The sequence below is a fragment of the Terriglobales bacterium genome (genome assembly GCA_035691485.1).
GTDB lineage: Bacteria > Acidobacteriota > Terriglobia > Terriglobales > Acidobacteriaceae > JAIQGF01.
This window is the reverse complement of sequence record DASSIZ010000122.1, coordinates 16,179-39,362: the sequence shown is the minus strand read 5'-3', so window position 1 is coordinate 39,362 and position 23,184 is coordinate 16,179. Positions and strand designations below refer to the sequence as shown.

Genomic DNA, 23,184 nt, shown 5'->3' with positions numbered 1-23,184 from the left:
CGTGGCATTATACCCGCAGCGGGACGGGGCTTCCGAAGACGGTCAGGATCCCGTCTCCCATGAACTTGTCGAGGCTGCTAAGTGGCGGCGCGCTGGTTGCGTTGTTGCTTCAGCTTAATGAACCACAGGTAGATCTCGTCAACTTTCTCGATGTCCTGGGAGAGCACCGGCGTATCGGCATACGCGTTGACGTCCGCTTCACCGTGTCGTTCCCGAAGCGCGCGCACGATCTGGCAAAGCTCATCCACCTTGGCATGCATCACGCGCAGGTCAGCGACGATGCGTACTTCTTCAATGGTCAATCCGGAAATCGGGCGGCGCGGAACTCTCCGTACGCGGTTCGGCATGGAGGCCGATTATACGCGGAATTTGATGGCCTCGGCGGCCCAGCCGACGCGGAGCGTCTAAAAGGTTAACCGCGAGCACCGAGGGCTCGAACGGTAGATCACCGGGGCCCAGGGTTCGGAGCAGGCTACCGGGAGCTTAACGCTTGGTCTTGCGGGGAAAGGTCGAATCGCTCTTTCTTGCGTTTCCGGCGGGGGCTGCTTCTTCCGAGCCCCAAAGCCGTAACGCGAGGTCCGCCAGCGCCAGGTAGCGATTGGTTGGCAGGCCGCTTGCGTCGGTCCGAGGCGTCCCCGGAACACCCCCTTCCGGGAGCGGAATCAGCCGTGGACCTTCGTCGCGCGCGGCATCGGCTTCGGGCGGAAGCTTGGCCACCCGGCCGCGCGCCCGCTTGACTGGGGCCGCCCTTTTGCGAGACTTACGCCGCCCCATGTTGCTCTCCATCGTTCGGGGGCACAATCGTCACGATTTCGCGCACCAACGCTCGCGGATCGTCCGGCGATACGTGATAGTCGGCGCCATCCACGAACGCTTCCCCGGTCCGCAACAACGACACCACCGGCGCCGGGGAATGCTCGCGAAACTGCTCCAGTAGGGCTTGCTTGTCGTTAAAAGGAATCGAATGCCCGAGCACCATCAGTTGAAACCCGCCATCCTTGCACTTCCTCTCGGCTTCCTTGAATCCGAGCGCCGACACCACCTGGTATCCTTGCCCTTCCAGCATCAGCTGGCGCGTTAACAACAGCGCCTGATCGTAAGAAACCGATAAGATCTGAATTGCCATGGAGTGAGTTTTGTGCGTGGATGCCCTGAGTTCCTGCCAGGGTTGCATGTACCTGCTGAAAGTATCGCGTAACTTCCTCTTTAGCGCAATTCACGGCGGCAGGCGTCACGGAAGCTTGCGCGACCAACCTCTACGCGGCGTTTCCGTCGGCGGCGACGATCTCTTCCCAACGCTCAAGATTTTGGATCTCGGAGAAGCTCACGTGACGCGCCGCGTGGCATTGCGGGCACTGGACGGATCGATCCACCGGAGGTGTGCTGGACGTCGCCGCGTTGGAGCGCGTAAACGTGTACACGGGGACGCGCGCGCGACAACCGTCGCAAAGATAACCGAGATGGACTGCACGTACCATGGAAGCGGCTGGCGCGGGGCCGCTGCGGGCCTTAGTTCGCGTAATATACCTCAACTTGAACCCAAGTAGTAGCCCACGGTGTAAATTTTTTCACATTTCACCCGGGACACCTGTCGGAAGCGGCTTCCTGTATGCTGTCTGGTCGCGTCATAATGTGGGGAGCCGGTTTGACTCCCGGCGCCCATGCCCTCATGGCCCAATGGACCTCTAAACCCGAGTCTTCCCATTCCTCTCCCGGGGCCTCCTCCCGGCCGGCCCAGGACCCGCAACTTTCTCCTCATACGGGGGTTACATCAGGTGTGAGCAGCGTGGCCATCGACCGAGGGTTGCTCCCGGGCGGTGTGCGTGCTGGCGATGCCGGCGTGCACCTGGCCCCCAACGTCAGCTATGAAGCCATGGCGGATGCTGACGTCATGCTGCGCTGCAAAAACGGCGACGACGCGGCTTTCGAATACCTGGTGACCAAGTTCCGTCGCCCCATGCTGAGTTTCATGTACCGCATGGCGCGCAATAGTTCGGTCGCGGAAGAGTTGGTGCAGGAAGTTTTTTTGCGCGTCTACCGCTCGCGCGCCACGTATAACGCCGAGGCCAAGTTCAGCACCTGGTTATATCGCATTGCGACCAATTTAGCGGTCAATCACGCGCGCGATACCAAGTACGAAAAGCCGGAGCTGAACGTGCACCTGGACGAGCCCGATAGCGAAACCGGGCAGACGCCCGATCTCGCCGACGGCGGTCTGACCGCCGAGCAAATGCTGTTGCGGCGGGAGCGTCTGGCAGCCATCCGCCAGCACGTGCAGAACCTGCCCGAGCGCCAGCGCATGGCGGTGCTGATGCATAAGTACCAGGGCATGGACTACCGGCAGATTGCCGAAGTTTTGAAACTGAGCGAGTCGGCCACCAAATCGCTGCTGTTCCGCGCCTATGAAACGCTGCGCGAGAAGCTGAAAGAATTCTTGTAAGGGTGTGGAGTTATGAATTGCAATCAAGTTCGCGAGCAAATGCTGGATCTGATGGTATCGGGGGCGGGCCCTGGCGAGCTGCGGGACCATGTCAAGGCGTGCGCCGCTTGCGCCGCCGAGTTGGAATCCATGCGCCAGACCATGGCGCTGCTGGACCAGTGGCAGGCGCCGGCCGACACCAGCCCATATTTTATGACCCGGTTGCGCGCCCGCATGCGCGAAGAGCAGGCGCAACCCTCCGGCTGGATGCAGTGGTTTCGCAAGCCCGCGCTTGCCGTCAGCCTTATGGTTCTGATGGTGGCCAGCATCAGCCTCTACCGCGGAAGCGGGCCGGTGAAGGACAGTGGCGCCAGTCGCGCCGCCGTCAATTTCAGGCCCGGCACCGCTGTCGGAGACTTGCAGTATTTGGACCGCAACCACGATCTGCTGGCCGATTTCGAATTGCTTGACGATCTGGATTCGTCCCCCAGTTTGGTGCAGAATTAGGGAGAGGGAATAAGCAGTTGCGCAGGAATGTCATTGCCGTGTTCGCGGGTGTCATCTTGGCGGCGGGTTTGGCCGGCGCTCAAGGCAGTGGCCCCGACAGGAAGAAGGACGAGCGCCACAAGGACGCTCCGCCGGTGCAAGCTCCCGGTTTTGCGCCGCATGTGCGCTCCCAGGGGCCGGTGTTTCACGGTCCGGGGCCGCACATGGGCGACTGGCTTCGCCGCAATGAAACTCTTCCCCCCGACCAGCAACTCCGAAAACTGGAACAGAATCCGGATTTTCAGCGCCTGCCCGACGACGGCAAGCAGCGCCTGCGCGAGCGCCTGCAAAAGTTCAACAGCCTTCCGCCCGAGCAAAAAGATCGCATCTTGGCCAACATGGAGCGCTACGAACATCTCCCGCCCGACCAGCAGCAGCGTCTGCATGAGATGTTCCGCGACTATCGGGGCCTGCCCCCGGAGCGCAAGGATGCGCTGCGCCGCGCTTTCCATGACTTGGAAGGAAAGAATCCGGCGGAACGGCAAAAACTTCTCGACTCGCCTGACTATCGCAACAACTTCTCCGACCAGGAGCGAGGATTGCTGCGCGGCATGAGCACCATCGGCATCACCCCAAATCCCGGTCAGCCCGGTCCCCCGCCTTCTCGCTAGCAACCCCGATCTGCCCGGCGTTGGCAAATGTGGAGCTGTCATTTCCTCACCATTGCTGAATTGCAGAATTGCCGAACTGCCGAATTGAAAAGCGGAGCGCGGAGATTCTCAATTCCGCGTTCCGCAGTTCGGCAAAGGAGACATCGCCGGCGAACACGTTACTGCCGCAACGAGCGCTCTTCTTGATCTAGAACCTGGACTATGGAGGTGGTCAGCTTGTCCCCCCAATGGTCGCGCACATCGAGAGCAATCAGGTAGCCCAGGTGTTCATCGATTCTGGCGGCCAGGGATTTGCCGTCAGCGGTGAGCGCATCGAGCACAGGCCGTTCCACCGACTCCAGGAATTCGCGATAGCCGGCAATTTCGTCGAGGGTTTGCCGCCCGAGCGAGGTCGGCGCCCGCAGCCGCACGCCGAATAACAGATTCAGTGCCAGCATCGCCACTGCGCTGACCGCGAACGCCTGGTTCGCAATGTGGGAGAAGACTACGATCCCGGCCACCGCCAACCCCCCGCTCACGAGGTACGGCGCCGCAGGCCGAAGCCATGTGCCTGCGACCCCCAGCCGCGGCGCGTCTTGCAGCTGGTCAATTGCCAGGCTGCCAAGCAGGACCGCAGCGAAAAGCAATCCGACCGCCGGAATCGCCGCATCCGAATGCCATTGCGATGCATACAGCGTGGCGACGATGTAGGCGGACAGCAGCATGGCCCCGGCCCCCATCAGGCGATAGCGCATGTTTTCCGTGAAGTACGTATCTCTCAGGCTGTACCAGAGCGCCTTTTCCAATTCGAATCGCGCAGGCGTGTAAAAGATTCGACCGTCAAACTTGACCGCATACAGCTCCGTCGAGGGCAGCAGTCTGCAAATCACCGTTTGCTCCTCATCGGTCAGAGGGCTGGTGCCGCCATTCGGCGTCCGCTGCAAAACGAATTCGCTGCCGCTTAATTCGATCGAGAGCTGTTTCCGGTGCGCCAAGTCGGCCAGCATCGCAGCCAGGCTGCGGGCATCGGCGCCACCACTCCACAGGCCGGAGCCGCCCATCCAGACATAGCGCACCGCGGACGGCGAGAGCCCACCGGGCGCGTGATAGCGGGTGATCACCGAGCGCGGCCGCAGCATGCTCGTCGCCCGCTGCCACACCATCAGGTAGTAGACGAACAAAGCGATGGGCGGAAGCAAGTACCACATCAAGGGTCAGGGCAGAGCTTACAGGATAATTTTGAAAAGTGAGCCAGGCGGAACCCATCTCGCCAAACCGCCCGCGCTCAACGACGGTTGCCGCTGGTGAACAAACGGCGCAAACTTGGGTTCTGCGCTGGTTGGAGCAGGAGCATAATGCGCCAAGAGATGGTAGGCCGCAGGACTGGCACTTGCGAACGACGGAGGTTCCTGTGATGCGAGAGCGCGCGCTCAAGGTTCTCTTGATTTTAGTGGGACTAGCTTGCCTGGCCGGACTTTACCCGCTCATCGGGGCGCTCCGGGACGGCGTCGCCACGACGATCAACCGGCAAGACCAGATGATTCTCAGTATCTACATCTCGCTCGGGGTCTTCCTGCTGATCGCCGCCCGCAACCCGCGCCAGCATCGTAGCCTGATCCTCTTCGCCGGTTGGTCCACGCTCGCTCACGACGGCATCATGATCGTGCAAGGCATTCAATACCACGACCTGCGCGGTGATCTGCTCGGTTTCGCTATCATCGCTGTCTTAGGCCTCGCTCTCATCGCCTTGGCTCCCGCAAAGCAGGCACGGGCATCTGCTGCTGGCGCATAGCACCCTTACGCAACCTCACGATCAAGCCCGGTCGTGTCGCGCGGGCCTGCAGTATTCTTTCTTGGCTATGAAACCCTTTTGGCTGGCTACACTCTTACTGACTGCGCTTGCAATCGCGCAATCTCCCGCGGAAAAGGATTCTCACGTGCCTCATCACGCCACCGGAGCATTTGACGTCAAGGTCGCACCGCTCGAACCGTACGTGAAAGACGATCCGACGCTCGGCCGCTTCTCCCTCGACAAGCAGTACCACGGCGACCTGGAGGCCAGCAGCAAGGGCGAGATGCTCAGCTCAGGTAAGCCGCCCACCGCCGGCGCTGTCGCCATGGAGAAGGTCACCGGAAAGCTTAACGGCCGTCGCGGCACGTTCGTACTCGAGCACAGCGCGACGATGGAGCAGGGCTCAACGACGAGTTGGAGCATCGTCGTTGTCCCCGGATCCGGCACCGGCGAATTGACCGGCATCAGCGGCAGGATGGAAATCATCATCGAGGACGGCAAGCATTCTTACAGCTTCAACTACACGCTGCCGTGACCGGTGAGCTGGGCGCTGCCCTTAGTTCCATCCGGCCAGTCCTTGCGGGTACGCCCGCTTTCTACGCGTTTTCTCCTAGAAAGCTTACGGAAATTACTTAAGGAATCTCGGGTATTCCGCTCATTGCCGCATCAGTTAACCTGGCCCTAAGCTGCTGGATAATGAAGCTGCTTTCCCCCTCAACCCTTCTTCTCAGTAGCATTGTGCTGGTGCTCGCCGGGTGCGGTGGCCGCCCATCCAATTTTCAGGCCAGCGCAAAGGTTGGCGCCAGCCCCGATCCCAGCGCGGCAACTCCGGCCGCGTCTAACGCTCCCGGAACGCCTGCTGCGGCAAGCGCGAAACCCTCATCGTTGCCCGTACCACCGGCGAATTCTGTCGTGTATGACCAGATTCAGAACAAGACGGACAACTGGACTACGTGCAGCGTCTGCGCCCAGGGCACCAACGACACCACCAACTACTGGATGGCCCCGAATCAGACCTCGCCTTCGACCACCGGCAGCAGCCGCGAATTCTTCATCGGCGGTCCGAAATGGTCGAATGCCCTGTTCATCAAGACCATCTTTGAGAACTTCGACACCACCCATTTCCTGTGGCAGTTCGACGTGCGGTGGGACGCAACCTCGATGGCCAACATCTGGACTGCCGAGTTCGATTTCTGGCAGATCAGCGGCGGCAAGGAATTCATGATCGGCAGCCAGTGCAACTTCGGCGACGGCTATTGGGACATCTGGGACCAGAAGGCCAATCAGTGGCTGCATAGCGACATTCGTTGCCAGCGCATGGCCCCGGACCAGTGGCACCACATCCAGTGGTACATGGAGCGCGACGGGAACAGCTACCACTACGACACCCTCGTCGTGGACGGCGCGTCGTACAGCATCAATCGCACCTTCAGCCCCACTTCAACTTCCTGGAAAGAATCCATGGGAGTGCAGTGGCAGCTCGACGAGAGCAGCACCGGCGTGGACATCCACGAGTGGGTGGATAACGTGAAGCTCACGGTGTGGTGAGAGAGCTGCCGGTGTCGGTGCAGAATCCCAATTCGTTTCAAATTGAACGACTTTGCGAAAAGGCTTTTCTACGCAAGTACTGTGTTCTCGCTCCAGCTGTTCCCACCACCCCAGACTAATTTAATCTCGCCAGGGTCCTTCGGATGGCCAGCGCGGTGTGGCGGATGTCGTCCGCATCAGATGCGTCCGGCGACATCTTCAGATACTCCTCCAGGTCTTCCAGGGCGCCGCGCATCTGCCCGACACTGTAGCGAAGCGCCGCGCGTTGCTTCACGTCCTCCGGCGAGCGCGGGAACATGGCGCAGATCAGGTCCACCACCTCCAGCGCCTTCCGCATGTTGCGCGCCCCCATGTACACATTTTTCAGGTTGTTCAGAATCCGTGTCAGCATCTGACGCCGGCTGACGGAGAGCAGGAATTCCGGCTGCAACGGAAGTTGGCCGGAATAGATTTCGTCGAGGCGGCTCTGGCACTCGCCGGCGGTCACGATGGCGCCGTCGTTGAAAGCGTCGATCAACGTCTCGTGCCCCTCCACGTCGTAATGCTTGAGCAGGAAGTGCCCTGGCATGCCCACGCCGAACAGTGGGAACCCGATGCGCCGCGCCACTTCCATGTACACCAGCGCCAGCGTGATCGGGATGCCCAGCTTGCGGTCGAGCACATCATTGAAAAAAGAGTTGCGCGGATCGTAGTAATCCTGGCGATTGCCGCGGAACCCTTCTTCCCTGAACAGCACGTGGTTGAGCGCGGCAATGGTTTCATCGGGGCCGGCAATTCGCGACAGCCGCCCGGTCACCCGGGTCGCCAGTTCACCCAGACGCCGCAGGTAGGGTTCGAAATCGAGGTCCGGGTACTCCGTGCGCGCAATCGTTAGCGCGGCGCGATCCAGCGGAATGCGCTCGTCTTCCACCTGCTGGCCCACCAGCGAAGCGAACGCCTCCGCCACTGCTCCGGGCTTTCTGTCTGCGCCCACAAACACCATGCTAGCAAAAAGCGTTGGCCCGGGAGCGGCTTGCCAATTTTGCCGCTGCTTCTTGCCTGCTCCGGCTACAATGCTGTGCAGCGTGGAGTTTTCACCTGTGGGGAAGCGTTCCATCGAATCCAGCCCGCTGTACAACAAGGACCTGGCGCCGACCGACCCGTCGCGCCGTACTTGGGGCACCTATAACTTTGCCGCCCTTTGGATCTCGATGGCGCATTGCATTCCCACCTATATGCTCGCCTCCGGACTGATTGGCGCGGGCATGAACTGGAAGCAGGCGCTGCTGACCATCCTGCTCGGAAACACCATCGTGCTGGTGCCCATCCTGCTGAACTCGCACCCCGGCACCCGCTATGGCATTCCGTTTCCGGTGTTTGCCCGCGCCGCCTACGGCACGCGAGGTTCGAATCTTCCGGCGCTCATGCGCGCGCTGGTGGCCTGCGGTTGGTTCGGCATCCAGGCCTGGATCGGCGGCCAGGCCCTGAACGTTTTCTTCCGCGCCCTCTGGCCGGCATGGCCCAAGGCGATTGCCGGCAGCTTCGGCGGCCATGCCCCGACCGAATGGATTTCGTTCCTCCTCTTTTGGAGCCTAAACATCCTGGTGGTCTACAGAGGCATGGACCTGCTGCGGAAAGTGGAGAACTGGGCGGCGCCCTTCGTGCTGGTCATGACCGCGCTGCTGGTGTGGTGGGCGCTGACGCAGGCGCACGGCCTCGGCCCGATCCTGGCGCATCCGGGAAAATTTAACAGCTGGCACGATTTCTGGCCGATCTTCGTGCCCTCGTTGACCGCGATGATCGGCTTCTGGGCAACCTTGTCGCTGAACATGCCGGATTTCACCCGCTTCGGCCGCAGCCAACGCGAGCAGGCGCTCGGACAAGTGGTTGCGCTGCCGACGACCATGACCGTGTTCGCCGCCATGGGGGTAGTGATTACCAGCGCCACCGCGATCATCTACGGCAGTGCGATCTGGGACCCGGTTGAGCTGGTCGGAAAATTTACCCAGCCGTGGATCGTCGCCATTTCCATGTTCACGGTCGTGGTGGCGACCTTGTCGGTCAACATCGCCGCCAACGTGGTGTCGCCGGCCAATGATTTCGCCAACGCGTTTCCCCGCTTCATCACCTTCCGGCGCGGCGGTGTTCTCACCGGAATCGTCGGCATCGCCATGCAGCCATGGAAATTGCTGGCCGATCCCTCGGGGTACATTTTCAAATGGCTGCTCGGTTACTCGGGCGGACTGGGATCGATCGCGGGCGTGCTGATTGCCGACTACTGGCTGGTGCGCCGCAAGCGTCTCGAAGTCGAAGACCTTTATCTCGAGGATGGAATCTACGGCGGCTGGAACCTGAAAGGCATCGTCGCCACCTTGTTGGGGTGTGCGGCAGCATGGATCGGTTTGGTGGTTCCGTCGCTGCACCTGTTGTATGACTACTCATGGTTTGTCGGCTTCGGCGTTTCGTTCCTTGCCTACTGGCTGCCGGAAGCGGTCAGCAAGACCTACACTGCGGAAACGCAGCCGTCGGAAGGCACGGCTGACTGATTCCATCAGCATTCATCCCTTTCGTGGAACTCGGCGAGGATCCAGAACGTTTCTTACTTAGGCAGTGTGGAACCTGAGCGTCTGTAGGCTCGCCTAACGAAATTGCTGAAATGTCAACAAGCGCTGTCGTAGCAGAAAACGCCTCCGCCGAGCGACTGCCTCTTCCGCGCCTCGCCATCGGCGTCCTGCTTGGACTGTGCGCGGCCAAGCTCCTGCTGCACCTGTTCACCAGCGTCCGCCATTACGGTTATTTTCGCGACGAACTTTATTACCTCGACATGGCGCGCCATCTTGATTGGGGCTATGTCGACGCCGCCCCGCTGATCGCGGTTTATGCCAAGCTCGCGCTGGTGATGGGAGGATCGCTGGCGGCGTTGCGTATTCTTCCCGCGCTGGCCGGCACGGCGCTGGTGGCCCTCTCCATCCTGATTGCGCGCGAACTCGGTGGCGGGCGTTATGCCCAGTTCCTCACCGGCCTGGCCGTGCTGATGTGCCCCGGCATCCTGGTGATGGACGGCTTGCTCACCATGAACGCCTTCGAGCCGCTGTTCTGGATGGGTTGCGTGCTGGTGATCGCGCGCATCATCCGCACCGGCAATTCGCGCCTCTGGCTATGGTTCGGCGTCCTGGCCGGGTTGGGATTAGAAAACAAGCACTCGACATTGTTCTTTGGATTCGCTGTCACGGTGGCGCTGCTGCTGACCCAGTATCGGCGCGAGTTCCTGAAGCCATGGCTCTGGATCGCCGCCGGGATTGCGGTTTTGCTGTTTCTGCCCAACTTGATTTGGCAAATCCGGCATCACTTTCCCACGCTGGAAGACCTGGAGAATGTCCGCCGCGAAGGCAAGAATGTAATCTTTCCGCTGGGTTCCTTTCTCAAGCAACAAATCATCGCCACCCATCCGGTTCTCTTTCTTGTCTGGCTGGGCGGGCTTATCTGGCTCCTGCGCGAAAAACGCTGGCGCGTGTTCGGGCTTACCTACCTGGTCTTTTTCGCCGCCATGGAGATCGAGCACGCCAAGGACTATTACCTGTTCCCGATCTATCCCATGCTCTTCGCTGCCGGGGGCGTAGCGATTGAGCGTTGGCTGGCCGCGCGCGCTGCCTGGACGAAGGCTGCCGTAGTTGCGCTCATTCTGGCGCTCACCCTGCCCACGCTACCGCTGGCCACCTGGATGTTATCGCCGGAGCGCTTCATTGCTTACACGCGTTGGCTGGGGTTCACTCCTCCCAAGCAGGAAGTAAACCACGCAGGAATGTTGCCACAGCCCATCGGAGACCAGTTTGGCTGGCCGGAGCTGACGCGAGAGGTTGCGGATATCTACAACTCACTGCCCCCTGAAGAACGCGCCAAGACCGGAATCCTGGCCGGCAATTATGGAGAGGCAGGCGCCATCAACATGTTCGGTCCGCAGTATGGCCTGCCGCGCGCCTTCTCACGGCATCAGACCCACTGGTACTGGGGTCCTCCGCAGGAGGACTACCGCAATTTCATTTTTCTGCAGTTCAGCCGGCGGGATGTCGAGGAGAACTGCACGTCATGGCAGGCCTTCGATCACTACAACCGCTACGGGATGGAGGAGGAGAATACGGCGATCTATCTTTGTCGCGGCGCCAAGTTCGACCTGCGAAAGATCTGGCTGCACTACCACCACTGGAATTAGAACGTCAGCCGCGCAAAATATTCTTCGCGATGAAGAACACATTCGCCGGGCGCTCCGCCAGGCGTCGCATCAGGTAGGGATACCACTCGGTGCCGAAGGGGATATATACCCGCATGCCCCAGCCTTCGCGCACGATGCGCTCTTGCAGGTCGCGACGGATGCCGTAGAGCATCTGAAACTCGAAAGAATTGCGCGCGATTTTTTCTTTCTCCGCAAAAAGCATGACCTGCTGAATGATCTTCTCATCGTGGGTGGCGATGCCGTGATAGACGCCGCTCTTCAGCAGGATTTTCGCGAGCTTCACATAATTCGCGTCTACTTCCGACTTCTTCTGAAAGGCGACTTCGGGCGGCTCTTTGTACGCTCCCTTGCACAGGCGAATACGGATTTTGTCGGAGATCAGCTTTTCGGCATCGGCTTCGCTCCGCCTCATGTAGGACTGCAGGACCGCTCCGGTGTGGCCCGGATAATGCGCGTGAAGCTCGTGGACGAAATCGAGAGTTCGCTGCGTATAGGGTGAGCCTTCCATGTCCACGCGCACGAAGTTGTCTACCTTCTTGGCGTGGTCGACCAGCGCGCAGACCAGCTTTTCGCACAGCTTCGAATCCACGTCGAGGCCCATGTGCGTGAGCTTGAGGCTGACATTGGCTTTGAGCTTGCGCTGGGTAAGCAGATCGAGCAAGCGGTGATAAAGCTGCGCGCTGGCTTCGGCTTCGGCCGCGTTGGTGACGTTCTCGCCCAGGTTGTCCACGCTGACGGTCATGCCCTTGGCATTGACCGACTCGGCGGCGGACAGCAGTTCTTCGATGGTGGTGCCGGCGACGAACCGGCGCGACATCTTCTGGCCGATGGATGAACGTTCCGCGAATGCGCGCAAGGCGCGGCTGGTCGAGAGGCCTATGAAAAGTTCCCGTAGCATCTGGCTCCGCAAGGCAAACTCATGTTTGTATCACATCGCCGGGTTGTGGCCGGTAGGAACGGCATCACACGACCGTGTTCATGAGCCGAGCGGAGCGCCTGGAGCACTCAGGATTCACTCCCCTCTTGCTTCGAGAAATTTCTCGACCTCCAACGCCGCCATGCAGCCGGTGCCGGCGGCGGTAATGGCCTGGCGGTAGCGGCGGTCCTGCACGTCGCCGCAGGCGTAGACTCCGGGAACGCGGGTAAAAACGTTGTCCCGCGTGATCAGGTAACCGTCCTGGTCCGTGTCGAGCTGGTCGCCGAAAACCTTGGCGTTGGGGATGTGTCCGATGCCGAGAAACATGGCGCTGGTGGGAAAGTCCCATGACTCGCCGGACTGCACGTTGCGCAGCCGCAGGCCGGTGACCTCCTGTTTCGAGACATCATAGACATCGTCCACTACGGTATTCGGCAGGAACTTGATTTTCGCGTGGGCGCGGGCGCGCTCCAGCATGATCTTGCTGGCGCGGAACTGCTCGCGGCGGTGGATGATGGTGACCTTGCTGGCGAAGCGGGTGAGAAACAGCGCTTCTTCCATGGCGGAATCGCCCCCGCCGATGACCACGATTTCCTTCCCGCTGAAAAAAAAGCCATCGCAGGTGGCGCAAGAGCTGACGCCGTGCCCGATGAGCGCCATTTCATTGGGCAAGCCGAGCCAGCGCGCCGAAGCTCCGCTGGCTATGATCAGCGTCTCGGTTCGCACCACATCCTTGCCGACCTTCAGCGTGAAGGGATAATTTCTGAGGTCGGCGCTGACCACGTCGCCGGTCACATACTCGGCGCCGAAGCGTTCCGCCTGCTTGCGCATGTTCTCGATCAGTTCCGGCCCCTGGATCCCTTCCGGAAAGCCGGGAAAGTTTTCTACCAGCGTAGTGAGCGACAACTGCCCGCCGGGCTCGTGCCCCTGCACGAGCAGCGGCTTGAGGTTGGCGCGCGCCGAATAAATGGCAGCCGTCAGCCCGGCGCATCCGGACCCGATGATGACTGTCTTCCTGACATTCTCCATAGTTGTTGGATTACGCTTTCTTCATTTTGATTCGGGGGCGGCGCGTTTGCCCATCGGCTTCACGCGCACCGGACGATGCCCGCCGTTCACTCCCAGTTCGGAGGGGACAATCTGCTTGGCGTCCAGGCGCGCGCGGTAGGAAGCCATGATTTGCGAAGCGCTGCGAAACAGCGGTTCGTACTCGCCCTGGTCGGCCTGCGGACAGCGCGCCAGTACCAGCGAAGGCTTGCCATAGCGCTCGATACGAATGTGGCTCACCGGGGTATCGGATGCCAACACCTGCGCCGGGCTGCTGCCGGCAGCGACCTGGTCTTCGAGCGCGACTTGCATGACGTCCTTGGCCTCGCGCGAGTAGAACACCGCTGTTTCACGCACTTCTTTCGGGTCCGCGCTGTAGGAAAACTGCACCGCCAGCAGCGGCATGGCCCTGGGAAATTCGCGGCGGATGCGCACCCAGTCTGATCCTGCTCCGTCGTCGCCCGTTGTGTGTCCGCGGGTGATCTCGTAATCGCGCCCGAAGCTGGGGCTCTGAGGAATGCGCGCCAGCGCCGCCGCGATATCCTTCTGCTCCGGTTCGCTCGGTGCGCAGACATTCAGGATGTTGACGCGCATGGGCGGAGTTTGCGCGGGCTTGGGCCGGTCCTGCACGGGGATGATCGCAACCAGAAAGGCGGCGGTGAATTTCAGCACGGCGGCATTTTACCGCACGCGCCAGAAACGGCCCGGCGCCGGCGCTTCGAACCGCAAGACAACGCGGTTTCGCTGTTTGCTCAGGCGGCGACTACAATTCCCGGCATGGCAAATCTGTGTCTGGTTTATGGAATGCGCCTGTTGCCCTCGGAGGATATCGAAGAAGTGGGCGAGGCCACGATCAAGCTGAAACACGGCCGCACCGCGCATGTCACCATGCACATCCTCGAGGGCGGCAAGGATGACATCGAGAAGCAGCTCCGCACCAGCGTCGAGGCGTTCTTCGATATGTATCCGGAAATCTGAACCGTTCAGGCGCTCTGCTTGCGGGCGAGGGCCCCGATGGTTTCCAGCAGGTCCTTGACTTCGATGGGCTTGAACAGCAGGGTAAAGCGCTTTCGTTCGGCTTCGTCGGCCAGGTCGCGGGTGGCGTAGCCCGTCAGCAGGATGGCGGGAATCTTGGAGTGGCGGGCGCGCGCGAACTCCAGCACCTCGATCCCGCTGCGGCTTCCTTCCAGGGCAAGGTCGCAAATGAGCACGTCGAAGGGCTGTTCTGCGAGCGCGACTTTGGCTTCGCGGGCGGTGGCGACGCCGGTGACGTCATAGCCGCTCTGCCTCAGGATCATCGAGTAGGTCAACAGAACCGCTGGTTCGTCGTCGACTACGAGGATAGAGGGCCGTCCGCGCATCCGCAAAAGGATACACCCGGGACTTGTCACCAATGGTGACAGAACGCAGATTGTGAAGTTTTTTTCTGTGAATTTCTAAAAACTAATCTGTGCAAAATGAACCCGTAGCGGGACGGCTGCGTATCTCGAATGGGCAACAAATTGCTCTTCTGTCGCCCGGGTTAAGCAAACCGGGCCAGCTATAATCAACCCTCAGCCTGGAAAGTCTCGGCATGTTATCCGTCGCCCATCGTTATCTGCGCCGGCAGTTTTACTTGTACTGGCCGCGCATGAGCCGGCTGGCCCGCATCACGGCGTACTTCGCCGGGCTGGACCTGCTGTTGCTTGCGATCTGGTCGATTTCCCTGCTGCTGACCCGTGGCGGCAGCACCGGCCTGATGTGGTGGACCGGGTTCCTGGCTTACGTAACCGCGGTTCTGGCCCTCGCGCTCGGGCTGCGCTGGGCGCGGCGCAAGCTGATGTGGCGCCTGCGGAACCGGTTGGTCGTCACCTATGTCTTTATCGGCGTCATCCCCGTGATCCTGCTGCTCACCATCGGCGTGATCACCGCTTACCTGTTCGCGTGGCAGTTTGCCACCTATGTGGCCGCTTCCGATATCCGCAGCGACATCGCGACCTTGAGCGCGCTCAATGGGCACCTCGCGTTCCGTGTTGCTGACCGCATCCCTTCCACGCCGCTGCTGGAACTATTGCAGCACGAAGCCGCCGAACGCGAGCCCGCTTATCCGGCGCGCGAAATTACCGCCTGGTACGACGGCAAAGCCTACACTTTTCCCGCGCGGGCAACGCCCGCGCCCTTGCCGCCGCACCAAGGGAAAGCCATCCAAACGGTCGCACTCGACCGTGGGCAGATCCTCCTGCGCGCCTGCGACGCTGTTCCCGCCGCGAAGGGTGAACTGGTGCTGATTTCCAGCGTGCCGCTCGACGAGAAACTGCTGGGCAAGGTAAGCGCGGAAGTCGGACAAGTTTCGCTGTCGCTGTTTACTTCCTCTTCTCCAGATTCCGACAACAAGGGAGTGGCGAAATCGTCGGCCAGTGCCGGCCAGCAAAAGGGCACGCAACTCGCGATTGGGAATGAGCGGCTGGAAATCGGCCGCGAGTCCGGCGCGGGCACACCCGCCACGGTGAAGGCAGGAAAGCTGCCTCCGCCCGTCAACCGCTTTGACCGCGAAATTACCGGCGGCAGCCTGCTCGAGGTGTTGGATTGGAATTCCGGCACCAAGCGCACCGCGCTGCTGGCAGTGGTCACGCGGCCCTCGCTTCTCTACGACCGCCTGTTCCGGACCGTCGGCCAGACCGCGACGTTTATTGTCGGCGTACTGGTGGTCGTGGTGGTGTTGTTCGGAATCATCGAACTGCTGGCACTGATCATCGGCGTGCGGCTGACGCGGACGATCACCGGATCGGTGGCGGCGCTGTATCGCGGCACGCTGCACGTGAACCGCGGAGAATTCAATCATCGCATCGAGATCCGGAGCGAGGACCAGCTCGCCGCCCTGGAAGGCTCGTTCAATTCGATGACCGCATCCCTGCAACGCCTGTTGCTGGAACAAAAGGAAAAGCAGCGGATGGAAAACGAGCTGGTGATCGCGCAGGAAGTCCAGGCCCAGCTGTTTCCCCGGCAGACGGCGGAGATACCGGCGCTCGAGGTGCACGGTATCTGCCGGCCCGCGCGTACCGTCAGTGGTGACTATTACGACTTCCTGCCGCTCGAGGCCGGTAAGGTGGCGCTGGCGGTAGGGGACGTGAGCGGAAAAGGCATTTCGGCGGCGCTGCTGATGGCGACCATCCACTCCGCCGTCCGCGCTTACGCATTGCAGGCCGTGGTCACTCCGGCGATGTCGGCTGGATCAAGGCATGGCGACAGCGAATACAGCGGAACGGCACTGGCGTATGCCAACGGCGATCTCTCGCCGGCGGCGGTCATGACCCTGCTCAACCGCCAGCTCTATCACAGCACGCCGCTGGAAAAATACGCGACGCTGTTTTTCAGCACCTACGACAGCCATAACAGCGGCCTGAGCTACTGCAACGCCGGGCACCTCGCGCCGCTGCTGCTGCAGACGGATGGTTCGACGAAGAGGCTCGATGTTGGCGGGACCGTCGTCGGCCTGTTCGACGCCGTTCCCTACGAGGAGACCAGGGTTCAGCTCGCGCCGGGTGACATTTTCATTGCCTACAGCGACGGCATTACCGAGCCGGAAAACGATTTTGGAGAATTCGGAGAACAGCGACTGGTGGACCTGGTCCGCGAAAACCATCGGCTGCCGCTGGCACGCATCTCAGACCTGGTAATGTCGGCGGTGCTGGATTGGATCGGCGGAGCCGAACAACCGGACGACATCACGCTGGTGTTGGCCAGGCCGAGATAAGTGCGGACCATTCCCGCGACATCTGGAGCTCAGTTACGCGTTGGTGCGCCGCCTGCGAGCGCGCTTGCGGATCGCATTGGGAAACTCCATCAGTTCGCAACCGAGCATCTGCACCACCTCGAAGCAGAGGTCCCCGCGATGCTTGAGAAAATCAACAATGTCGGCGGCGGGAATGAAAGCGACTTGCGCGTCCTCGATGAGTTCCGCCGTAAACAGGTAGCTGCGCTCCAGGATGGTGCCGGGCAATCCCAGCACGTAGCCGGGGCCCACATTGCGGAACACGACAGAGCGTCCGTTATCGGCGGGCAATGAGAGATTCGCTTTCCCCTCGATAAGCAGGTAAACGCCCCGCGACGGCTCTCCGCGACGGAACAGCACAGTGCCTTGGGGATAGAACTTGGCCGAGGCCAACTTCTCAAAACCGGCGCGCAGATCGGGATGCCCGGTGAACGCCTCACTCGACTTGGAAGGCAGGTTGGAATGAGCTTTGGTCGCCATGATGCCTCCAGCGTAAGCCAAGCTTGTACGCCCTTATTGGCGACGCTGCCGTGATAACCATCACATCTTCGGGTGAGGTGGAAAAATGTGTGCGGATTTCAATCCGTCGATATCGGACGGGTGGCCCACTCGAACCCGCTTTTGGCTTGCGTAGGGCAGTCGCTAAGACCTCTGTCGAAGTCGGCTGTTCGGGCCGGTGAACTTAGGACTAAAGCAGTTTTCAGGCTGCCCGGCGGCGGACCTGCCGGCGGCGCACGCTTCCGGTCTCGGTCATGGCGGCGACAGTGGTGATGTTCAGGCCGAGAATGCGGAACCATTTGGCCTCGGAACCATCGTCGAATCCCAGGAAGCTGGGAAGGGCGCTGGCCGCGGCGGCCAATGCAAAGTCGATCTTGACGTGGGCAGGAAGGCTGATGACGTCGGCCATGCCGCCGGGAAGATCCGTCAGCAGCGTAGTTGTCAGTTCCGCGCCCCCGCAGATCAGCGCGCTGATGGCGGCGCGCTTGTTGCGGCCCCAGAGGATGCCCGCCAGCAAGCCGAAAGCGCCGATGGTGGCGTAATCGGCGATCGCGTGGGTCTTGGGGCTGATGACTTTCGGCATTTTGTGGGCGAGCGCGGCGACACTTTTCTGCAACACGGGCATGGCAATCCTCCGCTGTGAAAGATGCCGCGTAAGAAAAATCGGTTGGCGTCCGGATGGAAAAACCAGAACCCTACGCCGGGTTCGCCTTGGCGCGTTGCAGCGCGCGCTGCAGCGTTTGATCCAGCGCTGATTTCGCCTGCTGGTACTCGGCATCCGAGATGCGGCCCTGCTGGCGCTCCACTTCCAACTGGAACAGCTCTTCTTTCAAACCCTCCAGGAGCATGGACGACCGCGGTGCGGTCGCGGTGGAAGTGTTTTGCGGCTGCGAACTGAAGACAGGAGCAACGGTTGCCGCGGATCTTTGCATCGGCGCGGTCGGCACAGGCGCAGCAGGCTGGTTGCGCGTTGCCACCCAACCTCCGCCGGCGGCGAGCAGCGCCAGGCATGCCCCTAATATCGCCCAACGATATTTGTGGATAGGATCCGGCGTGCCCTCCGGCGTTCCCAACCCACCGCCGGGGCGCGCCCCGTCGCCGGCACCCATGGCGCCACCGGCGCCAGCTTCCTGCTGTCCGCCCGGCGCTCCTTGCTGGTCGGCGAGCATGCCCGTTCCCGCGACACGGAAACTGAGATCTTTTTCCGGCGTCACCTGGGTCGCAACCTGCAGGTTGGCTTGTCCGTTTTCATCGTTCACCGTGGAATAAATCCCGCTGTTTTTCGCGCCGAATTCCATGCTCTTGGGCAGCATGACGGCAAAGTGCTCCAGCTTCCCCGTGACCTTCGGCCTCAGCGTCGCTTCCCCTGAGTACGGCAGGTGATACGCCACCTGGAAGCGTGTCTCCCCCGGGCGGATCGGGAATACGAAATAATATTTTCCCTTGGCCTTGTCGGAAGGCACCGGCGCGGAATTTACCGGCATGCCGCCGGGGCCCTGCGCCACGCCTTCATCCACCTGTGCCCCCTCCGGCAGCGTGATCTCGTAGGTGCGATCCGACATGAGCGAACGCGGCGGGTTGGAGCTGTTCTTGAGCGAGATCAGTTCGATTACCTGCAGCGACTTCTGGTCGGCCTGCACCCGCATGACCCGCACGTTCTCGCTAATGCCATCCAGTTTCTTCGCGGCATCGTAAACTTTGATTTCCGTCATGGTCGTCCCGGGACGGATCGGCCCGCCGGCTGGAAAATAATTCACTCCCTGGTGATTCACCCTCACCAGGTGCGGTCCTGCGGAAGCGTTGTCAAAGCTGAACCTGCCTTGCGCGTCGGTCTTGGTCCTGCCCGATTCCTGCATGCCCTGCGCCAGCGTGAGCAGGACGACATCATCGCCCGCGGCCGGCTTGCCGGTGGTGCCATTGGTCACAGTTCCACCGAGGGTTTCGGCAGATGCGAATGCGGCAAGGTTCAATAGCGCCGCCAGAACTGCCATTTTCAATTGCAGCTTCAATAGTCTTACTCCGCGCACAAAAATGTACTGCCCAATCCTATGACCTTGTCTCTCGGTACTCGGTACTAAGTACTCGCTACTCGGTACTCGCTTTTCTCCAGCCCCTCAATCTCGGCCAGCAACGACGCCGCTTCCTGTTCCAGGGCAGCCCGCATCGTCTGGTAATCGGCCTCGGGATACTTGCCGGCCTTGTATTCAAAGTTCAGGTCGCGGAGGTTTTCGTACACCATCTCCTTGCGCTCGCGGAGGAAGGTCAGCCTTGTCTTTTCCTCGCCGGGATCGACCCGGGCCGGCAGCGAGAAAATGTAAAAGAAAAGCGCGGCGGTCATGAGCACGCAGGCGGCAATCATCATAATTCCGTCTCCTCGTGCACCCGCCGACGCAGGTCATCCATCTCACGCGCGTCGAGGCCGGGTCCGGCGGCCGGCACTACCGCCGGAGCGCGCCGGGTATTCCAAGCCTTCACCACCAGCACCACCAGCAACAGCCCGCCGCTCAGCGCTGCGAACGGCATGATCCATGCCACGCGATTGAATCCCGTGGCGGTCGGCGCAGCCAGAACCGTCGGCCCGTACTTCTGCACAAACCCCTGCATCACCAGGTCGTCACTTTCGCCGCGCTGCAGGCCGGCCATCAGTTCGTTGCGCATTCCCTCGGAATAAGTGCAGCCGACGTGGTTGCACTCCAGCAGCACCTGGTTACAGCCGCAGCGGCACATCAGCTTGTGTCCGACCGAATCGAAACGGCCGCCGAGATCGTCACCCGCGCCCGCAAAAATAAGCACGGCAAGGCAGACAACTACGAGCGAAGCTGCACGCTTGACCCTTTTCATCGTCCGGCTCCCACCGGCTCGGCGGCGGCCGCAACCCGCGCGGGGACGGTGGCGCGAACTGGCGCCGCGTTCGGCACCAGGGCCACGCCCGTGCCGGCAATCACGATCAGCACCCCAATCCAGATCCACAAGACAAGTGGATTCAAATGCGCGCGGATAATCGGCCGCCCGGTGTCTTCATTCAGCCCGCTGTAAACCAGATACAGGTCCTCTTTCAAGGTCGAGCGGTTGGCGACGATCGTCGCCGTCTGCTGGCTCGCCTTGTAGAAGCGGCGCTCGGGATACATGGTCGCCACCGGCTTGCCGTTCTTGCTGACGTCAATGATTGCCCACTGGCTGCGGTAATTCGGGTTGTCATCGTCGGTATAGGAGCGGCACACCAGCGTGTACGGCCCGATAGACATCTGCTGTCCGTTGCCCAATTCGTGCTCGGTATCACGATTGAACGCAGCGCCGGCAAATCCAATCATGATGACGATGACACCGAAGTGCACAATGTATCCGCCGTAGCGTCGCGTATTGCGCCGCGTCAATTGCAGGACCCCGGACAACAGAGAACTCGAAGTGTGGCGAGCGATTACCCTGCCGCCGCGCACGAACTCCGAGGTCACCGTGGCCGCGACCAGCACCGACAGCATGATCGTCATCAGCGAGAACAGGTAAGACGAATCTTGCCAGGGCCGCATTCCAAACGGCCCGCCCCACGATGGCGGCGTCACCACCAGGAGCACTACTGCGCCGACCGCAATCAGCGTCGGCGCAAGAAAATTGCGCTTCAGGCTCTCCAGCGACGTCTTGCGCCACGCCAGCAGCGGTCCGACCGCGGTCAGCAGCAGAAGCAACAACGCGATCGGAATGTTGACCCGGTTGAAAAATGGCGGACCGACGGTGATCTTGTGGCCCTGCACCCACTCGCTGAGGATCGGGAACAGCGTCCCCCAGAGCACGGTGAAGCAAGCGACCAGCAGAATCAGGTTGTTGAACAGGAAACTGGATTCGCGCGAGACCAGCGATTCCAACCGGTGCTCGCTCTTCAAATGGGAACGGTTCTTCACAAAGAAGAAGACACAAACCGCAAATGACAGCGCCAGGAATCCGACGAACCAGTCCCCGATCGAGGATTGTGCAAAGGCGTGTACCGAGCTGACCACGCCGCTGCGCGTCAGGAACGTGCCGAAAATCGACAGCAGGAAAGTGGCGAATATCAGCCACATGTTCCACATCTTCAGCATGCCGCGTTTTTCCTGCATCATCACCGAGTGCAGAAAAGCCGTGCCGGTGAGCCAGGGCATCAGCGAGGCATTCTCCACCGGGTCCCATCCCCAATAGCCGCCCCAGCCCAGCACCGAGTACGCCCAGTGTGCACCCAGGAAAATGCCGCAGGTCAGGAAGCCCCACGTCACCATGGTCCAGCGGCGGGTGATGTGGATCCACTTCTCGCCCGGATAACGCATGATCAGCGCCGCCAGCGCGAAGGCGAAAGGCACCGTGAATCCCACGTAGCCGAGATAGAGCATCGGCGGGTGAATCACCATTTCCGGATACTGCAGCAGAGGGTTCAGTCCGTTGCCGTCCGCCGGAATGGCGCCTTGGGTTAGCGCAAACGGCGGCGCGGCAAAATTGACCAGCAGCAGAAAGAAGGCCTGCACCGCAGCAATGACCACCGATGCGTACGCCACTAGCCGCGTATCCACCTTGTGCCGCATGCGCAACACCAGGCCGTAGCTGGCCAGCAACAGCGACCAGAACAGCAACGAGCCTTCCTGGCCTGACCAGAGCGCCGCGAACTTGTAAGGCGCGCCCAGGTCGCGGTTGCTGTGGTGGAGGATGTAGGCGATGGAAAAATCGTTCTGGAACGTGGCGACTACCAGCACCGCAGCGGCAATCGCTATGGCAGCCCAGGCGGCGATGCCGGCCCGGCGCGCGGTTTCGCCCAGGCGCTCGTAGCCGGGGCCGTGACCGAACAGCGCAAACGCCCCTGCCACAAAACAATACAGGCTGAGCGCTAGCGCGAGGACCAGCGAGAAACTTCCAAGCAATGGCATTAGGAGGGACTCACCACCGTGCTGCCTATTTTTTCAGAAACCCAGGCGCTCGGCAACTAAGGACGCGAACCGCGGAAGTCCAACCGCGGTTTTGGACGGTTAAAGCGAAGCGGGCGCAACCGGTCGCGCACAAGTCTTGATGTTTGGGAGTCGCTGGGCAGGCGCGGTTTAAGCGGCGTTGTCCTTCATGCAATCGCGCACTAGCGCAATCAACTCCGGCGGGGGTACCGGCTTTTGCCGGAAAACGACATTGAGCCCCGCATATTCGTCTTCCGCTTCGGGCAGGCCGGTAATGACAATCACCGCCACCGCGGGCTTGAGTTGCCGCAGTTGACGCACAAACTCCGCCCCGCTGGCGCCCGGCAGGATGTGGTCGGTGACGATCACACCGATGCTGTCTCCCACTTTCTCGCTGCGCAGCACGGCGTGCGCGCTCTCCGCCGTGGTGGCGATGCACACCTCTATCCCGGCGTCGCGCAAGATCGCCTCGCGCACGCGAAGTTGCAGCGGACTATCGTCAATAAGCAGAACTCTCTGCAAAAGACCGCCGTAATCCGAGATCCTTGGGCCCGATCCGCCAAAGCGGAACTGCTGCTATGCCGTACGCGAAAAACGTGACAGCACTTCCGCCTCAGCCTGGAACCAGTCGTCCTGGGCACAGCCGTCTTGCCGGCCGCGCTTCTCGTACAACTCGTAGGCGCGGACGCGGATTGCCGTTTCCAGGTCGAAGGACGAACTGGCCTTGCTGCTGCCGTTGTGTCCGTTCTTTTTCTCCAGAATGGAAGTGGCGGCCTTGGCAGGGGGTTGCGTCGTTGTCACTTGCTCACGTTTTACTCTGGGCATTTCTCAACTGCTCCTAGGGTTTTGAAACTATGGCAGGACCCGCATGGACTGGGGGTATGCCTCACCATGAGTACTCGTCAATATTACCCCGTTGAGCTGTGGATTTGGAGGCGCTCCGAAAATTTTCTCCCGCTTGCG

28 protein-coding genes are annotated in these 23,184 nt (G+C 61.1%); 10 read left to right on the top strand and 18 right to left on the bottom strand.

The features are described 5' to 3' along the window. Positions 1-77: 77 nt before the first annotated feature. The 4 genes from VFI82_15965 to VFI82_15950 form a co-directional block, all read right to left on the bottom strand. Positions 78-302, bottom strand: coding sequence for a hypothetical protein (locus VFI82_15965; protein ID HET7186182.1), 225 nt, complete (start codon positions 300-302; stop codon positions 78-80). A gap of 181 nt (positions 303-483) precedes the next feature. Continuing rightward, entirely contained in the window at positions 484-774 is a 291-nt protein-coding gene (locus VFI82_15960) for a hypothetical protein (protein ID HET7186181.1), read from the bottom strand. Then, entirely contained in the window at positions 761-1,126 is a 366-nt protein-coding gene (locus VFI82_15955) for a hypothetical protein (protein HET7186180.1), read from the bottom strand. The genes VFI82_15960 and VFI82_15955 overlap by 14 nt, the downstream gene beginning before the upstream one ends. 130 nt (positions 1,127-1,256) lie before the next feature. After that, positions 1,257-1,478: a hypothetical protein gene (locus tag VFI82_15950; protein ID HET7186179.1), complete on the bottom strand. Its 222-nt coding sequence runs from the start codon at positions 1,476-1,478 to the stop codon at positions 1,257-1,259. 308 nt (positions 1,479-1,786) lie between these two features. Between VFI82_15950 and VFI82_15945 the strand changes: the two genes are divergently transcribed. The 3 genes from VFI82_15945 to VFI82_15935 are packed head-to-tail and all read left to right on the top strand — an operon-like array spanning position 1,787 to position 3,576. Next, positions 1,787-2,440: a sigma-70 family RNA polymerase sigma factor gene (locus VFI82_15945; GenBank protein HET7186178.1), complete on the top strand. Its 654-nt coding sequence runs from the start codon at positions 1,787-1,789 to the stop codon at positions 2,438-2,440. Positions 2,441-2,452: 12 nt separating this feature from the next. Beyond that, positions 2,453-2,926: a hypothetical protein gene (locus tag VFI82_15940; GenBank protein ID HET7186177.1), complete on the top strand. Its 474-nt coding sequence runs from the start codon at positions 2,453-2,455 to the stop codon at positions 2,924-2,926. A gap of 17 nt (positions 2,927-2,943) precedes the next feature. Further along, a complete protein-coding gene (locus VFI82_15935; GenBank protein HET7186176.1) occupies positions 2,944-3,576 on the top strand; it encodes a DUF3106 domain-containing protein in 633 nt (210 codons plus the stop codon). 158 nt (positions 3,577-3,734) lie between these two features. On the opposite strand, the gene VFI82_15930 is transcribed toward VFI82_15935, so the two are convergent. After that, complete coding sequence (locus tag VFI82_15930) at positions 3,735-4,754, bottom strand: hypothetical protein (GenBank protein HET7186175.1); 1,020 nt, start codon at positions 4,752-4,754, stop codon at positions 3,735-3,737. A 215-nt stretch (positions 4,755-4,969) separates the two neighbouring features. Between VFI82_15930 and VFI82_15925 the strand changes: the two genes are divergently transcribed. The 3 genes from VFI82_15925 to VFI82_15915 all read left to right on the top strand — a co-directional run bounded on the left by VFI82_15925 (position 4,970) and on the right by VFI82_15915 (position 6,895). Continuing rightward, positions 4,970-5,347 carry a DUF6632 domain-containing protein gene (locus tag VFI82_15925; GenBank protein ID HET7186174.1) on the top strand — a complete coding sequence of 126 codons (378 nt, stop codon included), beginning with the start codon at positions 4,970-4,972 and terminating at the stop codon, positions 5,345-5,347. Between the two features lie 145 nt (positions 5,348-5,492). After that, the gene (locus tag VFI82_15920) at positions 5,493-5,882 is read left to right on the top strand and encodes a DUF3224 domain-containing protein (GenBank protein HET7186173.1); all 390 of its coding nucleotides are present in this window, start codon (positions 5,493-5,495) and stop codon (positions 5,880-5,882) included. Between the two features lie 377 nt (positions 5,883-6,259). Further along, positions 6,260-6,895 carry a hypothetical protein gene (locus tag VFI82_15915; protein HET7186172.1) on the top strand — a complete coding sequence of 212 codons (636 nt, stop codon included), beginning with the start codon at positions 6,260-6,262 and terminating at the stop codon, positions 6,893-6,895. 115 nt (positions 6,896-7,010) lie between these two features. Here VFI82_15915 and VFI82_15910 read toward each other — a convergent pair whose 3' ends face one another. After that, the gene (locus tag VFI82_15910; GenBank protein HET7186171.1) at positions 7,011-7,868 is read right to left on the bottom strand and encodes a transglutaminase-like domain-containing protein; all 858 of its coding nucleotides are present in this window, start codon (positions 7,866-7,868) and stop codon (positions 7,011-7,013) included. Between the two features lie 106 nt (positions 7,869-7,974). Here VFI82_15910 and VFI82_15905 point away from each other — a divergent pair, with 106 nt between their 5' ends. Continuing rightward, entirely contained in the window at positions 7,975-9,420 is a 1,446-nt protein-coding gene (locus tag VFI82_15905) for an NCS1 family nucleobase:cation symporter-1 (protein ID HET7186170.1), read from the top strand. Between the two features lie 110 nt (positions 9,421-9,530). Next, positions 9,531-11,084 (top strand): glycosyltransferase family 39 protein, encoded by a 1,554-nt coding sequence (locus VFI82_15900; protein ID HET7186169.1) that lies wholly within the window; start codon positions 9,531-9,533, stop codon positions 11,082-11,084. A 4-nt stretch (positions 11,085-11,088) separates the two neighbouring features. Here VFI82_15900 and VFI82_15895 read toward each other — a convergent pair whose 3' ends face one another. The 3 genes from VFI82_15895 to VFI82_15885 form a co-directional block, all read right to left on the bottom strand. Continuing rightward, positions 11,089-12,003, bottom strand: coding sequence for a proline dehydrogenase family protein (locus VFI82_15895; GenBank protein HET7186168.1), 915 nt, complete (start codon positions 12,001-12,003; stop codon positions 11,089-11,091). A gap of 114 nt (positions 12,004-12,117) precedes the next feature. Further along, positions 12,118-13,050, bottom strand: coding sequence for a thioredoxin-disulfide reductase (trxB, locus tag VFI82_15890; GenBank protein HET7186167.1), 933 nt, complete (start codon positions 13,048-13,050; stop codon positions 12,118-12,120). Between the two features lie 21 nt (positions 13,051-13,071). Next, positions 13,072-13,740 (bottom strand): hypothetical protein, encoded by a 669-nt coding sequence (locus VFI82_15885; protein HET7186166.1) that lies wholly within the window; start codon positions 13,738-13,740, stop codon positions 13,072-13,074. Between the two features lie 105 nt (positions 13,741-13,845). Here VFI82_15885 and VFI82_15880 point away from each other — a divergent pair, with 105 nt between their 5' ends. Further along, complete coding sequence (locus VFI82_15880; GenBank protein ID HET7186165.1) at positions 13,846-14,046, top strand: allantoinase; 201 nt, start codon at positions 13,846-13,848, stop codon at positions 14,044-14,046. Positions 14,047-14,051: 5 nt separating this feature from the next. On the opposite strand, the gene VFI82_15875 is transcribed toward VFI82_15880, so the two are convergent. Next, positions 14,052-14,429 (bottom strand): response regulator, encoded by a 378-nt coding sequence (locus VFI82_15875; protein HET7186164.1) that lies wholly within the window; start codon positions 14,427-14,429, stop codon positions 14,052-14,054. A 212-nt stretch (positions 14,430-14,641) separates the two neighbouring features. On the opposite strand from VFI82_15875, the gene VFI82_15870 reads away from it, so the two are divergent. Beyond that, complete coding sequence (locus VFI82_15870; protein ID HET7186163.1) at positions 14,642-16,801, top strand: PP2C family protein-serine/threonine phosphatase; 2,160 nt, start codon at positions 14,642-14,644, stop codon at positions 16,799-16,801. 33 nt (positions 16,802-16,834) lie between these two features. On the opposite strand, the gene VFI82_15865 is transcribed toward VFI82_15870, so the two are convergent. From VFI82_15865 to VFI82_15830, 8 genes are all read right to left on the bottom strand, one after another. After that, positions 16,835-17,299, bottom strand: a complete 465-nt coding sequence (locus VFI82_15865) for a cyclic nucleotide-binding domain-containing protein (protein ID HET7186162.1) — start codon at positions 17,297-17,299, stop codon at positions 16,835-16,837. Positions 17,300-17,519: 220 nt separating this feature from the next. After that, positions 17,520-17,942: a hypothetical protein gene (locus VFI82_15860; GenBank protein ID HET7186161.1), complete on the bottom strand. Its 423-nt coding sequence runs from the start codon at positions 17,940-17,942 to the stop codon at positions 17,520-17,522. A gap of 70 nt (positions 17,943-18,012) precedes the next feature. Beyond that, positions 18,013-19,308: a carboxypeptidase regulatory-like domain-containing protein gene (locus VFI82_15855; protein HET7186160.1), complete on the bottom strand. Its 1,296-nt coding sequence runs from the start codon at positions 19,306-19,308 to the stop codon at positions 18,013-18,015. Between the two features lie 83 nt (positions 19,309-19,391). Beyond that, on the bottom strand, positions 19,392-19,679 hold the full coding sequence (locus VFI82_15850; protein ID HET7186159.1) for a hypothetical protein: 288 nt from the start codon (positions 19,677-19,679) through the stop codon (positions 19,392-19,394). Further along, entirely contained in the window at positions 19,676-20,158 is a 483-nt protein-coding gene (locus tag VFI82_15845; protein ID HET7186158.1) for a cytochrome c-type biogenesis protein CcmH, read from the bottom strand. Before VFI82_15845 ends, VFI82_15850 begins: the two co-directional genes overlap by 4 nt. Next, entirely contained in the window at positions 20,155-22,203 is a 2,049-nt protein-coding gene (locus VFI82_15840) for a heme lyase CcmF/NrfE family subunit (GenBank protein HET7186157.1), read from the bottom strand. Before VFI82_15840 ends, VFI82_15845 begins: the two co-directional genes overlap by 4 nt. Positions 22,204-22,371: 168 nt before the next feature. After that, a complete protein-coding gene (locus VFI82_15835; GenBank protein HET7186156.1) occupies positions 22,372-22,743 on the bottom strand; it encodes a response regulator in 372 nt (123 codons plus the stop codon). Between the two features lie 54 nt (positions 22,744-22,797). After that, positions 22,798-23,046: a DUF2934 domain-containing protein gene (locus VFI82_15830; GenBank protein HET7186155.1), complete on the bottom strand. Its 249-nt coding sequence runs from the start codon at positions 23,044-23,046 to the stop codon at positions 22,798-22,800. Between the last annotated feature and the right edge of the window lie 138 nt (positions 23,047-23,184).